Raw genomic sequence first — 14,105 nt, 5'->3', positions numbered from 1 at the left:
CGAGAGGCAGTAGAACCCCATGAGCACCCCGCCCCCACCCCCGCCGAACCAGCCCCCGCAGCCGCCGAACCAGCCGCCCGCGGGCGGGTTCGGCGCGCCGCAGGAGCCCGCGCCCGGTGGCTTCGGTGCGCCTCCGCCGCTCCCGCCGACGCCTCCGCAGCAGCCCGCGGTCCCGCCGCAGCAGCCCGTGGCCCCGCCGCAGCCGCCGGCCGCCCAGCCCGGCTTCGGCGCCCCTGCACAGCCCGGGCAGCCCGGGCAGCCGAGCTACGGTTACCCGCAGCAGTCGTACGGCTATCCGCAGACCCCGCCGCCGGCGCCCGGCTACGGGTTCCCGCAGGGCGCGCACACCCCGCCGCCCGCCCCCATGGCCCCGGTCGGCGGAGGCCAGGGCACAGGCGGCAACGCCAAGCGCAACCAGCTGATGATCATCGGCGCGGCGGTCGTCGCGATCGCCGTGATCGTGGCCGGCGGCGTCTGGCTGGCCTCCGGCACCGACGGCGACGAGGGCGGGACCAAGCCCGTGGCCCAGGGCTCGCAGAGCCCCGGAGGCGAGGACAAGCCGGGCGGCTCCGGCGGTTCCGGCGGCTCCGAGAAGGCGACGGGCAAGACCCAGTCCAAGACCCTGATCAACGTCGAGCAGCCCAAGGTGCCCGCAGACCCCGACGGCGGCTACAACACCATCGGCACCCACGGCTCCTGGCTCACCGACTCGGTGTACGCCAAGTCGGACATCGCCAAGGTCGTCGGCTACAACCTGGACAACGGCAGCCAGAAGTGGACGATCCCGCTGCCGGCGCACATCTGCGCCGCCAGCCCGCAGTCCTCCGACAACAAGGCGGCCATCCTCTTCCAGGACTTCCTGCCGACCGCCGACAAGAAGTTCCCCAAGTGCAGCAAGGTCGGCGTCCTCGACCTCAACGCCGGGAAGCTGCTCTGGTCCGGCGACGCCAAGTCCACCACCGGCGGTGACGACAAGGTCTCCTTCGACGAGGTCACCGTCAGCGGCCAGACCGTCGCGGCGGGCGGCACCAACGGCGGCGCCGCCTGGAACCTCGCCGACGGCAAGGTCCTGTGGGAGCCCAAGGTCGACGGCCAGGGCTGCTTCGACATGGGCTACTCGGGTGACGCGAACGGCCTCGCCGTGCTCCGCAAGTGCGGCCGGATCGGCAACCAGACCCTGCACGCCCAGGTCCTGGACCCCACCACCGGCGCACCGAAGTACTCGTACAAGATGTCCCCGGGCATCGAGTGGGGCCAGATCATCTCCACCAAGCCGCTGGTCGTCGTCTCGAACGTCAACCGCAGCGCCCCGAACGCCACCGGCGTCAGCGACATCTTCGTGGTCGACGAGAGCGGCAACCTCAAGACCACCATCTCGCTCACCTCGGGCAACTACGACCCCAAGTGCAACAGCACCGACGTGCAGGAGTGCTCCAAGATCGTGGTCGGCAACGGCAAGGTCTACCTGCCGTCCATCGAGCACCAGGGCACGGGCAACGCCGGCGGGCCGCGGACGAACGAGATCCTCTCCTTCGACCTGAACACCGGCAAGCAGACCAACGACCGGGCCGACGCCGGCGAGCGGTACACGATGTGGCCGCTGCGCATGGACGGGTCGAACATCATCGCGTACAAGCGCCCGCCCTACGACAAGGGCGGCCAGATCGTCTCCATCGACGGCGCGACGATGAAGCAGACCGTGCTGATGGTCAACCCGGACGACAAGGACACCCGGAGGGCGGAGACCCAGTTCCTCCCGGGGTCGGAGTTCCGCTACAACAACGGCCGGCTGTTCATCGCCGACGACATCATCAGCAACTCGAGTTCGATCGAGAAGCAGTACCTCTTCGTCTCGTTCACCACGCACTGACCCGGCAGCCGATCGGTTCAGGCCGAAGCCCCCGGAAGGTCCGCCCTTCCGGGGGCTTCTGCGCAGTAACCCCGGCGCATCCTCGAACAAGCGTGTAGCTTGCCGGGACATGGGCGTACGGGTGATGGTGGTCGACGAGCACCGGCTGCTGGCCGAGGCGCTCGCCTCCGCGCTGAAGCTGCGCGGGCACCGCGTGCTGGCAGCCGCGGCGCCGGCCGCGGGCGCGGCCGAGCTGGTGATCAGCCGGGCCCCCGAGGTCTGCCTGCTGGGCACCGCGGCCCCCGCCGAGCCGGGGGTGTTCGAGCCGGTGGTGCGGATCAAGCGGGAGCGCCCGCAGATCGCCGTGGTGGTCCTGGGCCCGGTGCCCAGCCCGCGCGGCATCGCCGCCGCCTTCGCCGCCGGCGCCTCCGGGTACGTACGGCAGGACGAGCGCATCGAGGGTGTGGAGCGGGCCCTGGCCAAGGCCCGGGCCGGGGAGGTCGCGGTGGCCCCGCAGCTGCTCCAGGGGGCCTTCGCCGAACTGCTGAACCCCGCCGCCCAGCCCGACGACGAGGCCGGCCGGCTGCTGCGCCTGCTCACCCCGCGCGAGGTGGAGGTGCTGGTGCGGGTCGCCGAGGGCGAGGACACCCGGCTGATCGCGGCCGGCATGGCCATCGCCCCGAGCACCGCACGCACCCATGTGCAGCGGGTGCTGATGAAGCTGGGCGTGGGCTCCCGGCTGGAAGCCGCCGCCCTGGCCGCCCGCACCGGCCTCCTCGACCGCGCCGAGCTGCCCCCTCGCTAGGCTCACTCCGGCGATCCGGTCCGCTTCGGGTCGGTCCGGTCCGGTCCGCAGGAAGGTCCGATTTCCTCGTGGGCGCCGAATCGGGTAAGCCAGAGACAACAGGCCGCGCGGGTGCGCGGTGGTGCGACTGCGAGAGTGAGCTACGCGAGTGAGCAAGTATCTGGTCACCGGCGGCGCCGGCTACGTGGGCAGCGTGGTCGCGGCCCACCTTCTGGAAGCCGGCCACGAGGTCACCGTCCTCGACAACCTCTCCACCGGCTTCCGGGCCGGGGTCCCCGCCGGTGCGGCCTTCATCGAGGCCGACATCAAGGACGCCGCCCGGCACCTCGACTCCTCCTACGAGGCGGTGCTGCACTTCGCGGCCTTCTCGCAGGTCGGCGAGTCCGTGGTCAACCCGGGCAAGTACTGGGACAACAACGTCGGCGGCACCATGGCGCTGCTGGCCGCGATGCGCGAGGCCGGGGTCCGCAAGCTGGTCTTCTCCTCCACCGCCGCCACCTACGGCGAGCCGGAGGCCACCCCCATCACCGAGACCATGCCGACCGCGCCGACCAACCCGTACGGCGCGTCCAAGCTGGCCGTGGACCACATGATCACCGGCGAGTGCGCGGCCCATGGCCTGGCCGCGGTCTCGCTGCGCTACTTCAACGTGGCGGGCGCCTACGGCCAGTACGGCGAGCGGCACGACCCGGAGAGCCACCTCATCCCGCTGGTCCTCCAGGTGGCCCTGGGGCAGCGCGAGGCGATCTCGGTGTTCGGCGACGACTACCCGACCCCGGACGGCACCTGCATCCGCGACTACATCCACGTCGCGGACCTGGCCGAGGCCCACCTGCTGGCCCTGGACGGGGCCGCCGAGGGTGCGCACCTGATCTGCAACCTGGGCAACGGCAACGGCTTCTCGGTGCGCGAGGTCATCGAGACCGTCCGCAAGGTCACCGGGCACGAGATCCCCGAGGTGGTCTCCGCGCGCCGGGCCGGCGACCCGGCCGTACTGGTCGCCTCCGCCCGGACCGCCCACGACAAGCTCGGCTGGACCCCGCGGCGCCCGGACCTCGCCGGCATCGTCGCGGACGCCTGGGAGTTCACCCGGCGCCGTCAGGCCGAGCAGGTCTGAGCAGGGCTGGGCAGGGCTGGGCAGGGCTGAACTGAGGGCGTACGGCCCCGGCGCACGCGAGAGCGTGAGCGCCGGGGCCGTGTCATGTGCGCGGGCGCCCAGCGCGTACACGCTGCGTGAAATGCCCCCCGTGCAACTGCCCGTGGCACCCGCCGGGCCGGAAACAGGCTTCCGAGGCGCGTAGATGGGTCATTTTCGGCCACCCGGAGACGCGCTCGGAGCCACCGGCCCGGAAAACAGCGGGGAAAACTTCTGCTATTCGGCCAACCACGCACGCCACCCGCCCCTACGCTGAAGCGTGACACCGGTGGGGGCCGGTGTTGATTCAGGGGTCGAGACACGTCGGGTACGGCGTCCGGTCCGGGGTAGTGCAGTGATGTTGCGGCGGCGGCCGTGTGACTGCGGATCACCGGATCCGGTCGTCGTACCCGCCGTTGTCCGTTTCCCCGACCCTTGGGGGTGTCTGTGGTGCGTATCCGAGTCCTCGTGGTGGACGACCACCGCATCTTTGCCGAGTCGCTGGCCGCCGCGCTCGCGGCCGAGCCGGACGTGGACGTGTCCGCGGCCGGCAGCGGTCCCGCCGCGCTGCGCTGCCTCGAGCGGGGCGCGGCCGAGGGCCGCCGGTTCGATGTCCTGCTGGTCGACGCCGACCTCGGCGCCGCCGCCGGGACCGTCGCCGTGCCGGCCCAGCGCGAATCGGGGTCGGGGCCGCCCCCGGGCCCCGCGGCCCCGGCGGCCGGCCCGGCCGCCGCCGCGGGCGCCACGGGCGACGGGATCGCCCTGGTCGCCGGGGTCCGCACCGCGCACCCTGCGGTCCGTACGGTCGTCCTGGCCGAACGGGACGAACCGCGCCGGGCCGCCCTGGCCCTGCAGGCCGGGGCCACCGGCTGGGTGGCCAAGGACTGCTCGCTGTCCCGGCTGCTTGCGGTGATCCGGGGCGTGCTCCGGGAGGAGACGCATCTGCCGCCGGCGCTGCTCACCGGGGTGCTGCGGGAGCTGACGGCGGCCCGCAAGCACCGCACCGACAGCGAGCGGCTGGTCGAGTCGCTGACCCCGCGCGAGCACGAGGTGCTGCGCTGCATGGTGGCCGGACTGGGCCGCAAGGACGTGGCCGCGCGGCTGTTCCTGTCCCCGCACACCGTGCGTACCCATATGCAGAACGTGCTGGGCAAGCTCGGGGTGCACTCCACGCTGGCGGCCGTGGCACTGGCCCGCCGGGCCGGCGTACGGCCGGCCGACCTCGGACCGGGACTAGCCGGGGATGTTGTCGAACGGAGCGGTCAACTGGCGTAGCAGGGCCGCCAGATCCCCGCGCTGGGACCGGGAGAGCTGGGCCAGGATCGCCCGCTCCTGGGCGAGCAGCCCGGCCAGGGCCTGGTCGGCGGCCTCGCGCCCCTCGAGGGTCAGGCGGACCAGTACCCCCCGCCGGTCGCTGGGGTCGGGCAGTCGTTCGACCAGGCCCTTCTTGGCGAGCCGGTCGATCCGGTTGGTCATGGTCCCGGAGGTGACCAGGGTCTGGGTCAGCAGCTGCCCGGGGGAGAGCTGGTAGGGCGCTCCGGCCCGGCGCAGGGAGGTCAGGACGTCGAACTCCCAGGGCTCCAGTCCGTGCTCGGAGAAGGCGATCCGGCGCGCCCGGTCGAGGTGGCGCGCGAGCCGCGAGACCCGGCTGAGCACCTCGAGCGGTTCCACGTCGAGGTCAGGGCGCTCCCGCCGCCATGCCGCGACCAGTCGGTCGACCTCGTCCTCCATGCCGATCATTGTAAGGGGTCTGTCGACATGAAGTCTCTTGACGTCAAGATATATTTCGCGCCACTCTGGGCATGGAGGGGGCCGGAGAAGCTTCCGTTTCCCGCCGGATCCGCCAGTAGGGAGGCTCGAACATGCATTCCGACATCGCGCCGGGTCGATGCCCCACGACCACCGTCGACGAGCAGGCCCCCAGTACCCCCACCACCCCCGTCTCCACAGCCGCACCGGCCCCACCCGTCTGGGACCCACAGCAATATCTGCGCCATGCGGACCACCGCGCCCGGCCCTTCCTCGATCTCCTCGCCCGGATACCGGAACTCCCCACCCGGCCCGCCCGCATCGCCGACCTCGGCTGCGGCCCGGGCAACGTCACCGTCCTGCTCGCCGACCGCTGGCCCGAGGCCCGGATCACCGGCTACGACCTCTCCCCGGAGATGCTCCAGCGCGCCGACCACGAGTACGCCGGCCCCACCCCGGGCGGCGGCAGTCTCGATTTCCGCCGCGCCGACCTCGCCACCTGGCTCCCCGAGGAGAGTTACGACCTGATCGTCTCCAACGCGGCCCTCCAGTGGGTGCCCGGCCACCCCGGCTCCTTCGCCGCCTGGATCAACGCCCTGCGCCCCGGCGGCACCTTCGCCTTCCAGATCCCCGGCAACTTCACCGCCCCCAGCCACTCCCTGCTCGCCGCACTCTGCGACACCCCGCGCTGGCGGACCCGGCTGGCCGGCCACGGCGCCCGCTACACCCACCTCCTCGAACCCGGCGAATACCTGGCCCGGTTCACCGAACTCGGCTGCACCGCCGACGTCTGGGAGACCACCTACCACCAGCTGCTGACCGGCCCCGACCCGGTCCTCGACTGGGTCAAGGGCACCGCCCTGCGACCCGTCCTCACCGCCCTCGGCGAGGACCACCAGGCCGTCGACGCCTTCCTGCTCCAGTACCGCGACCTGCTGCGCGGCGCCTACCCGCCGGGCCCGCGGGGCACCGTCTTCCCGTTCCGGCGCATCTTCGCCATCGCCCGCAGGGAGGCCTGACCTGTGCTTGGCTCCGTCGACCAGGTCCCACCGGCCGCACCGGTCCCCGCGGAGCCGGCGAGATGAGCGCGCACCGGTTATGACACGGCGGCGCCCCGCCACCGGAAAGACCGGTGACGGGGCGCCGCCATGCGCGGGCGTGAGCCGTCAGTTGAAGCTCTTGTAGATGTTCCAGTTCGCGTCGATCCAGTGGCGCGCGCTGAAGGTGTGCGTGCCGCCCCAGCCGGTGGCGGTGTAGCCGTACAGGTTGCCGTTCCAGTCGCGGGCGACCAGGTCGGCACGGCCGTCGCCGTTGATGTCACCCGGCGCGGCGATGGCCGAGTAGCCGTTCCAGCCGCCGCCGATCCACTGACGCTCGCCGAAGGGGGCCTTGGCGTTGCCGGTGCCGGGGTGGATGTAGAGGTGGCCGTTCCAGTCGTGGCCGATGATGTCGGTGCGGCCGTCGCCGTTGATGTCGCCGGCGCCGACGATGGCCTTGTAGGTGTTCCAGTACGGGCCGATCCAGGTGGGAGCCCAGAAGTCGACTCCGTTGTTCCAGCCGGCCTTCAGGTAGAGGTTGCCCCAGATGTCGCGGGTCAGCAGGTCGCCGTTGCCGTCGCCGGTGAGGTCACCGGGGCCCACCACCAGGTCGGTGTTGGTGTAGTCGCCCGACATCTTCTGGTTGAGCGTCAGGTTGGTGAGTGAGCTGCCGTCGAGGCTGAGCTTGTGGCCCCAGTTCATGGGGTCCAGGCCCGCCGCGTTGACCAGCTTGCCGTTCGCCGGGAAGCTGTTCCAGTTGCCGCTGTTGTAGCGGTTCGGGGCGAACTTGCCGTTGGTCTGGTTGAAGTGGCCGTAGGCGCTGTTCGACTCGTCGACGCCGTACACGCCGTGCTTGCCGTACACCGGGGTGATGCCCTGGCCGACCATGATCTCGTCGTTGACCGCGCCGCTGCCGATCAGGTAGCGGGGGTGGAACTTGCCGAGGCCCTTGCCGACGTAGAGGTACACCTCGCCGGAGTGCGTGATGCCGACCAGCTCGGCGCGGCCGTCACCGTCGACGTCGTCGATCCCGACGATCTTGTTGTAGGCGTTCCAGCCGCCGCCGACCCAGGCCCGGGCCTTGAACGGGGCGGAGGCGGAGCCGGTGCCCTTGTAGTAGTACAGGTGGCCGTTGGGGTCCTTGGCGACCAGGTCGGCGATGCCGTCGGCGTCGAGGTCGTTGGTGCCGAGGATCTGGTCGTAGACGCCCCAGCCGCTGCCGACCTTGACCCGGCCCGCGAACGGCTCGCCGGACTGGGCGCCGGTGCCCTTGTACAGGTAGAGGTCGCCGGAGGGGGTGCGGGCCAGCAGGTCCGGACGGCCGTCCTTGGTGAGGTCGCCGGCGCCGATGACGCGGTTGTAGATCTGCCAGCCCTGGCCGGTCCAGCTCGGGGCCGCGGTGCCGGTCGCGTTGGCCTGGTGCAGGGTGAGGCGGCCGTTCGCGGCCAGCTGCAGGATCTCGGGCGCCTGGCTGCCCCGGACGTTGCCGACGGCGATGATGTCCTTGACGGTCTCGTTCCGGTCGTTCCAGAACGTGTACTCGCCGTCGCCGCCGTTGGACAGCGAGACGCCGCCGTATCCGGTGACGTTGCGGAACAGCCAGTCGCTCTGGCCGTCACCGTCGATGTCGAGGCGGGCCTTGCCGCCCGATCCGACGAACGCCGACTTGCCCGGCGCGGCCTCGCCCTTGGCGGCGGCCACGCCCTGGCGCAGCTTCGACTGCGAAGGCGTGGTGGAGTCGGAGGCCGCGGCCGGCTTGTCGGCCGCGACGGCGGGCGCGGCCGAGAGCAGCGTGCCCGCGGACAGGGCGAGCGCGGTGCAGGCGGCGATGCGGCCCAGGCGCTGAGAGCGCGAAGAAGACAAAGGGGTTCCCCCTGGAAAGATGCAGGTGAAACCGGGTGGAAGTCGACACTCGCGGGCCCGCGCAACGGCGGGCAGCACGACGAATGGATCATTCCCCCCCGGGAAAGTAATCGAAAGGCTATCCGTGCGTCTGCTGAGGAAGAAGAGGTTTTCCGTACAACCTTTCGCAGATCCCGGATGTCGGTCCGGCCGGCCCGCGCCGGGCCGCGCCGGACCGGCCCCTCAGTTCTTGCGGTGGCCCACCAGCCGGGGCTTCGCCTCCAGCCCGTCCAGCCCGTGCCAGGCCAGGTTCACCAGGTGGGCGGCGACCTCCGCCTTCTTCGGGCGGCGCGTCTCCAGCCACCACTGGCCGGTCAGCGCCACCATGCCCACCAGCGCCTGCGCGTACAGCGGGGCCAGCTTCGGGTCGAAGCCCCGGGCCTTGAACTCCAGGCCCAGGATGTCCTCCACCTGCGTGGCGATATCGCTGATCAGCGAGGCGAACGTACCCGTCGACTGGGCCACCGGGGAATCCCGCACCAGGATGCGGAACCCGTCCGTATAGCTCTCGATGTAGTCGAGCAGCGCGAAGGCCGCCTGCTCCAGCAGCTCCCGCGGATGCCCGGCGGTCAGCGCCCCCGTCACCCCGTCCAGCAGCTGCCGCATCTCCCGGTCCACGACGACCGCGTACAGCCCTTCCTTGCCCCCGAAGTGCTCGTACACCACCGGCTTGGACACCCCGGCCTTCGCCGCGATCTCCTCGACCGAGGTGCCTTCGAAGCCCTTCTCCGCGAACAGGGCACGGCCGATGTCCAGCAGTTGCTGGCGACGCTCGGCGCCCGTCATCCGGACCCTGCGGCCACGCCGGGGCTTGTCGCTGCTGGAATTACTGCCGTCGATCGCCACGTCACCCATCATGCCGGGTTCGCGCTCTTTTCCCGGCGCCGGGCGTCGATCCGGGCGCCGGTCGGCCAGCGCACGTCCGTGGCCCAGCCGAACACCTCGAACCAGCGGATCAGCCGGGCGCTGGAATCCACCTGGCCGCGCAGCACCCCGTGCCGGGCGGAGGTCGGGTCCGCGTGGTGGAGGTTGTGCCAGGACTCCCCGCAGGACAGCACCGCCAGCCACCAGACGTTCCCGGACCGGTCCCGGGACTTGAACGGCCGCTTGCCCACCGCGTGGCAGATCGAGTTGATGGACCAGGTCACGTGGTGCAGCAGCGCCACCCGGACCAGGGAGCCCCAGAAGAACGCGGTGAACGCGCCCCACCAGGACATCGTGACCAGGCCGCCCACCAGCGGCGGGATCGCCAGCGACAGCATGGTCCAGAAGACGAAGTCACGGCTGATCCGGCGGATCGCCGGGTCCTTGATCAGGTCCGGGGCGTACTTCTGCTGGTCGGTCTGCTCCTCGTCGAACAGCCAGCCGATGTGCGCCCACCACAGGCCCTTCATCAGCGCCGGGACCGTCTCCCCGAACCGCCACGGCGAATGCGGATCGCCCTCGTGGTCGGAGTACTTGTGGTGCTTGCGGTGGTCCGCCACCCAGCGCACCAGGGGGCCCTCCACCGCCATCGAGCCCGCGATGGCCAGCGCGATCCGCAGCGGCCGTTTCGCCTTGAAGGAGCCGTGGGTGAAATAGCGGTGGAATCCGATGGTGATCCCGTGGCAGGCCAGGAAGTACATGAACACCATCAGGCCGAGGTCCAGCCAGCTCACCCCCCAGCCCCAGGCCAGCGGGACCGCCGCGAGCAGTGCCACGAAGGGGACGGTGATGAAGAGCAGCAGCGCGAGCTGCTCGATCGAGCGTTTGTTCTCTCCGCCGCGGGTCGCGGACACGGGCGGCGCGCCGGCCGCCTCCGGAGTCTCTTCGAGCAGATCGGGGCTGAGGGTCATGGGGCGTCCCCTGGGGGTGAGGAGTCGGCAGGCGCCCTGGTTACGGTTCTTCCCTGCGGATCTTTCCTACGGGTCCGTAACCTACGGCATCGTAAGTATGGCAAAGCCCGGCCCCGCGGCAAGACCGGCGAAACGCCCGCGCCCGCCCCGCACCCGCCCCGCACCCGCCCCGCCCCCGCCGCGCACCCGCCCGCCCCCTCGGAAGCGAGTACCTCGCCAGCGGGCTTTGACCAGGCACCTCGCCCGGCCGCCTATCCTTAGTCCCGTCGGACAGCGCGGTCCGCACGGGCAGCCCGAGCTGCGCAACAGATGACGCCGCGCGCACCGGGAGCCCTACCTCCCAGTAGCGCGACACACTGCAAGGAGCCGCACCTGTGAGCAGTGCCGACCAGTCCACCCCCAACGCAGAGCTGCGCGCGGACATCCGCCGCCTCGGCGACCTCCTCGGCGAGACCCTCGTCCGCCAGGAAGGTCCCGAACTCCTCGACCTCGTCGAACAGGTCCGGGCCCTCACCCGCACCGACGGCGAAGCCGCCGCCGAGCTCCTCGGCAACACCGACCTGGAGACCGCAGCCAAGCTGGTCCGGGCCTTCTCCACGTACTTCCACCTGGCCAACGTCACCGAGCAGGTGCACCGCGGCCGGGAGCTCCGCACCCTGCGCGCGGCCGAAGGCGGCCTGCTCGCCCGTACCGCGGACATGCTCAAGGACGCCGACCCCGAGCACCTGCGGGAGACGGTCAGGAACCTCAACGTCCGGCCCGTCTTCACCGCCCACCCCACCGAGGCGGCCCGCCGCAGCGTCCTCAACAAGCTGCGCCGTATCGCCGCCCTCCTGGAGGAGCCCGTCACCGGCGCCGGCGACCGCCGCCGCCACGACCTCCGGCTCGCCGAGAACATCGACCTCGTCTGGCAGACCGACGAACTCCGGGTGGTCCGCCCCGAGCCCGCCGACGAGGCCCGCAACGCCATCTACTACCTCGACGAGCTGCACGCCGGCGCCGTCGGCGACGTCCTCGAAGACCTCGCCGCCGAGCTCCAGCGCGTCGGCGTCGAGCTGCCCGCCGGCACCCGCCCGCTCACCTTCGGCACCTGGATCGGCGGCGACCGCGACGGCAATCCCAACGTCACCCCCGAGGTCACCCGGGAAGTCCTGATCCTCCAGCACGAGCACGGCATCACCGATGCCCTGGAACTCGTCGACTTCCTCCGCAGCCTCCTCTCCAACTCCATCCGCTACACCGGAGCCACCGAGGAACTCCTCGCCTCCCTCCAGGCCGACCTGGAGCGCCTCCCCGAGATCAGCCCCCGCTACAAGCGGCTGAACGCCGAGGAGCCCTACCGCCTCAAGGCCACCTGCATCCGGCAGAAGCTCGTCAACACCCGCGAGCGCCTCGCCAAGGGCACCCCCCACGAGGAAGGCCGCGACTACCTCGGCACCGCCGAGCTCCTCACCGACCTCACCCTCATCCAGACCTCCCTGCGCGAGCACCGCGGCGCCCTGTTCGCCGACGGCCGGATGGACCGCACCATCCGCACCCTCGCGGCCTTCGGCCTCCAGCTCGCCACCATGGACGTACGCGAGCACGCCGACGCCCACCACCACGCCCTCGGCCAGCTCTTCGACCGGCTCGGCGAGGAGTCCTGGCGGTACGCCGACATGCCCCGCGACTACCGGCAGAAGCTCCTCGCCAAGGAGCTCCGCTCCCGTCGCCCGCTGGCCCCCACCCCCGCGCCCCTGGACGCGGCCGGGCAGAAGACCCTCGGCGTGTTCGGCGCCGTCAAGGACGCCTTCGAGAAGTTCGGCCCCGAGGTCATCGAGTCGTACATCATCTCGATGTGCCAGGGCGCCGACGACGTCTTCGCCGCCGCCGTCCTCGCCCGCGAGGCCGGCCTGATCGACCTGCACGCCGGCTGGGCCAAGATCGGTATCGTGCCGCTGCTGGAGACCACCGACGAGCTCCGCGCCGCCGACGTCATCCTCGACGCCATGCTGGCCGACCCCTCCTACCGCCGCCTGGTCTCCCTGCGCGGCGACGTCCAGGAAGTCATGCTCGGCTACTCCGACTCCTCCAAGTTCGGCGGCATCACCACCAGCCAGTGGGAGATCCACCGCGCCCAGCGCCGGCTCCGCGACGTGGCCCACCGGTACGGCGTACGGCTGCGCCTCTTCCACGGCCGCGGCGGCACCGTCGGCCGCGGTGGCGGCCCCTCCCACGACGCGATCCTCGCCCAGCCCTGGGGCACCCTGGAGGGCGAGATCAAGGTCACCGAGCAGGGCGAGGTCATCTCCGACAAGTACCTGGTGCCGTCGCTGGCCCGGGAGAACCTCGAACTGACCGTCGCGGCCACCCTGCAGGCCTCCGCCCTGCACACCGCCCCCCGCCAGTCCGACGACGACCTGGCCCGCTGGGACGCCGCCATGGACACCGTCTCCGACGCGGCGCACGCGGCCTACCGCCGGCTGGTCGAGGACCCCGACCTGCCCGCGTACTTCTTCGCCGCCACCCCCGTCGACCAGCTCGCCGACCTCCACCTCGGCTCCCGGCCCTCCCGCCGCCCCGACTCCGGCGCCGGCCTCGACGGCCTCCGCGCCATCCCGTGGGTGTTCGGCTGGACCCAGTCCCGGCAGATCGTGCCCGGCTGGTACGGCGTCGGCTCCGGCCTCAAGGCCCTGCGCGAGGCCGGCCGGGAAGACGTGCTCACCGAGATGGGCGAGCGCTGGCACTTCTTCCGCAACTTCCTGTCCAACGTCGAGATGACACTGGCCAAGACGGACCTGCGGATCGCCCGCCACTACGTCGACACCCTGGTCCCCGACGAGCTGCGGCACGTGTTCGACCTCATCGAGGCCGAGCACGCCCTGACGGTCGCCGAGGTCCTGCGCATCACCGGCGGCGAGAAGCTCCTGGACTCCAACCCGGTCCTCCAGCAGACCTTCGCGGTCCGCGACGCCTACCTGGACCCGATCTCCTACCTCCAGGTCTCCCTGCTGGCCCGCCAGCGCGCAGCCGCCGCAGCCGGCGAGGCACCCGACCCGCTGCTCGGCCGTGCCCTGCTGCTCACCGTCAACGGTGTCGCGGCGGGCCTGCGCAACACCGGCTGACGCCGCGCGGTATCCGTGTCCGTCACCCAATGTGATGACGGGCACGGATACCCGCCGCTACCGTGGGCGCTACGCGAACAGAATGCGCCCATGGGAGCAACTATGACTGCCGAGCCCGCACACGACTGGTCGCGGCCCCCGCTCGACGGGTACACCGTGGACGACCTTCTGACGCTGCCGGACCTCCCGCGACACACCGAGCTGATCGACGGGAGCCTGGTCTTCGTGAGTCCGCAGCGCTTCATCCACTCCGCTGTGATCGATTTTCTGGTGGCTCTGCTCCGTCGAAGCGTCCCATCCCACCTCAAGGTCGCGCGCGAGATGACGGTGGTGATCGACAAGCGGAACGGGCCCGAACCGGATGTCTCAGTCATCCGGAGCGAAGCCCGCACCAGCCCGATGCAGACCCACTACTACGCCGCCGATGTGCTGCTGGCCGTGGAAGTCGTCTCGCCCGAATCAGAGGCCAGGGATACCGAGGCCAAGCTCCACAAATACGCAGCTGCCGGAATCCCCAACTACTGGATCATCAAGACCGAGGGCGAAGACGCGAATCCCGTCGTGTACGTCTACGAGCTCGACCCGCACACGCGCGCCTATGTGTGCCAGGGGATCCTCGACAAGCCGTTCTCCGTCACCCGGCCGTTCGCGATGAATGTCGACTTCGAGGGGCTCGACGAACTGTAGCC

At 71.3% G+C, this 14,105-nt stretch carries 11 protein-coding genes; 7 read left to right on the top strand and 4 right to left on the bottom strand.

The window, feature by feature from the left end:
• Positions 1 to 19: 19 nt before the first annotated feature.
• From DEJ50_RS13230 to DEJ50_RS13215, 4 genes are all read left to right on the top strand, one after another.
• The gene (locus DEJ50_RS13230; protein ID WP_150208128.1) at positions 20 to 1,870 is read left to right on the top strand and encodes a PQQ-binding-like beta-propeller repeat protein; all 1,851 of its coding nucleotides are present in this window, start codon (positions 20 to 22) and stop codon (positions 1,868 to 1,870) included.
• 109 nt (positions 1,871 to 1,979) lie between these two features.
• Entirely contained in the window at positions 1,980 to 2,654 is a 675-nt protein-coding gene (locus tag DEJ50_RS13225; protein ID WP_150208126.1) for a response regulator transcription factor, read from the top strand.
• Between the two features lie 148 nt (positions 2,655 to 2,802).
• A complete protein-coding gene (galE, locus tag DEJ50_RS13220) occupies positions 2,803 to 3,771 on the top strand; it encodes a UDP-glucose 4-epimerase GalE (RefSeq protein ID WP_150208125.1) in 969 nt (322 codons plus the stop codon).
• Positions 3,772 to 4,236: 465 nt separating this feature from the next.
• Positions 4,237 to 5,064: a response regulator transcription factor gene (locus DEJ50_RS13215; protein WP_223837735.1), complete on the top strand. Its 828-nt coding sequence runs from the start codon at positions 4,237 to 4,239 to the stop codon at positions 5,062 to 5,064.
• Here DEJ50_RS13215 and DEJ50_RS13210 read toward each other — a convergent pair.
• Positions 5,023 to 5,520 (bottom strand): MarR family winged helix-turn-helix transcriptional regulator, encoded by a 498-nt coding sequence (locus DEJ50_RS13210; RefSeq protein WP_150208121.1) that lies wholly within the window; start codon positions 5,518 to 5,520, stop codon positions 5,023 to 5,025. The genes DEJ50_RS13215 and DEJ50_RS13210 overlap by 42 nt on opposite strands.
• Before the next feature lie 131 nt (positions 5,521 to 5,651).
• Between DEJ50_RS13210 and DEJ50_RS13205 the strand changes: the two genes are divergently transcribed.
• Entirely contained in the window at positions 5,652 to 6,557 is a 906-nt protein-coding gene (locus DEJ50_RS13205; RefSeq protein WP_150208120.1) for a trans-aconitate 2-methyltransferase, read from the top strand.
• A 147-nt stretch (positions 6,558 to 6,704) separates the two neighbouring features.
• Here the strand turns inward: DEJ50_RS13205 and DEJ50_RS13200 are convergent, their stop codons facing one another.
• The 3 genes from DEJ50_RS13200 to DEJ50_RS13190 form a co-directional block, all read right to left on the bottom strand.
• Positions 6,705 to 8,438, bottom strand: a complete 1,734-nt coding sequence (locus DEJ50_RS13200) for an FG-GAP repeat domain-containing protein (RefSeq protein ID WP_150208118.1) — start codon at positions 8,436 to 8,438, stop codon at positions 6,705 to 6,707.
• A 222-nt stretch (positions 8,439 to 8,660) separates the two neighbouring features.
• Positions 8,661 to 9,332, bottom strand: a complete 672-nt coding sequence (locus DEJ50_RS13195; RefSeq protein ID WP_150212100.1) for a TetR/AcrR family transcriptional regulator — start codon at positions 9,330 to 9,332, stop codon at positions 8,661 to 8,663.
• Positions 9,332 to 10,312: an acyl-CoA desaturase gene (locus tag DEJ50_RS13190; protein ID WP_150208117.1), complete on the bottom strand. Its 981-nt coding sequence runs from the start codon at positions 10,310 to 10,312 to the stop codon at positions 9,332 to 9,334. The genes DEJ50_RS13195 and DEJ50_RS13190 overlap by 1 nt, the downstream gene beginning before the upstream one ends.
• Before the next feature lie 374 nt (positions 10,313 to 10,686).
• Between DEJ50_RS13190 and ppc the strand changes: the two genes are divergently transcribed.
• Both ppc and DEJ50_RS13180 read left to right on the top strand, forming a co-directional pair.
• On the top strand, positions 10,687 to 13,416 hold the full coding sequence (gene ppc, locus DEJ50_RS13185) for a phosphoenolpyruvate carboxylase (RefSeq protein WP_150208115.1): 2,730 nt from the start codon (positions 10,687 to 10,689) through the stop codon (positions 13,414 to 13,416).
• A gap of 102 nt (positions 13,417 to 13,518) precedes the next feature.
• Positions 13,519 to 14,103 carry a Uma2 family endonuclease gene (locus DEJ50_RS13180; RefSeq protein WP_150208114.1) on the top strand — a complete coding sequence of 195 codons (585 nt, stop codon included), beginning with the start codon at positions 13,519 to 13,521 and terminating at the stop codon, positions 14,101 to 14,103.
• Positions 14,104 to 14,105 lie beyond the last annotated feature (2 nt).

This window comes from Streptomyces venezuelae, assembly GCF_008642295.1.
Taxonomy (GTDB): Bacteria; Actinomycetota; Actinomycetes; order Streptomycetales; family Streptomycetaceae; genus Streptomyces; species Streptomyces venezuelae_C.
Note: the sequence above shows the minus strand (reverse complement) of the source record. Positions and strands in the feature narration are given on the sequence as shown.

Bases quoted from the DNA above. Each gene is read 5' to 3' on its own strand.
- DEJ50_RS13210 (WP_150208121.1), bottom strand. From the start codon at position 5,520: ATGGAGGACGAGGTCGACCGACTGGTCGCGGCATGGCGGCGGGAGCGC.
- DEJ50_RS13180 (WP_150208114.1), top strand. From the start codon at position 13,519: ATGACTGCCGAGCCCGCACACGACTGGTCGCGGCCCCCGCTCGACGGG.
- DEJ50_RS13205 (WP_150208120.1), top strand. From the start codon at position 5,652: ATGCATTCCGACATCGCGCCGGGTCGATGCCCCACGACCACCGTCGAC.
- DEJ50_RS13225 (WP_150208126.1), top strand. From the start codon at position 1,980: ATGGGCGTACGGGTGATGGTGGTCGACGAGCACCGGCTGCTGGCCGAG.
- DEJ50_RS13195 (WP_150212100.1), bottom strand. From the start codon at position 9,332: ATGGGTGACGTGGCGATCGACGGCAGTAATTCCAGCAGCGACAAGCCC.
- DEJ50_RS13190 (WP_150208117.1), bottom strand. From the start codon at position 10,312: ATGACCCTCAGCCCCGATCTGCTCGAAGAGACTCCGGAGGCGGCCGGC.
- DEJ50_RS13230 (WP_150208128.1), top strand. From the start codon at position 20: ATGAGCACCCCGCCCCCACCCCCGCCGAACCAGCCCCCGCAGCCGCCG.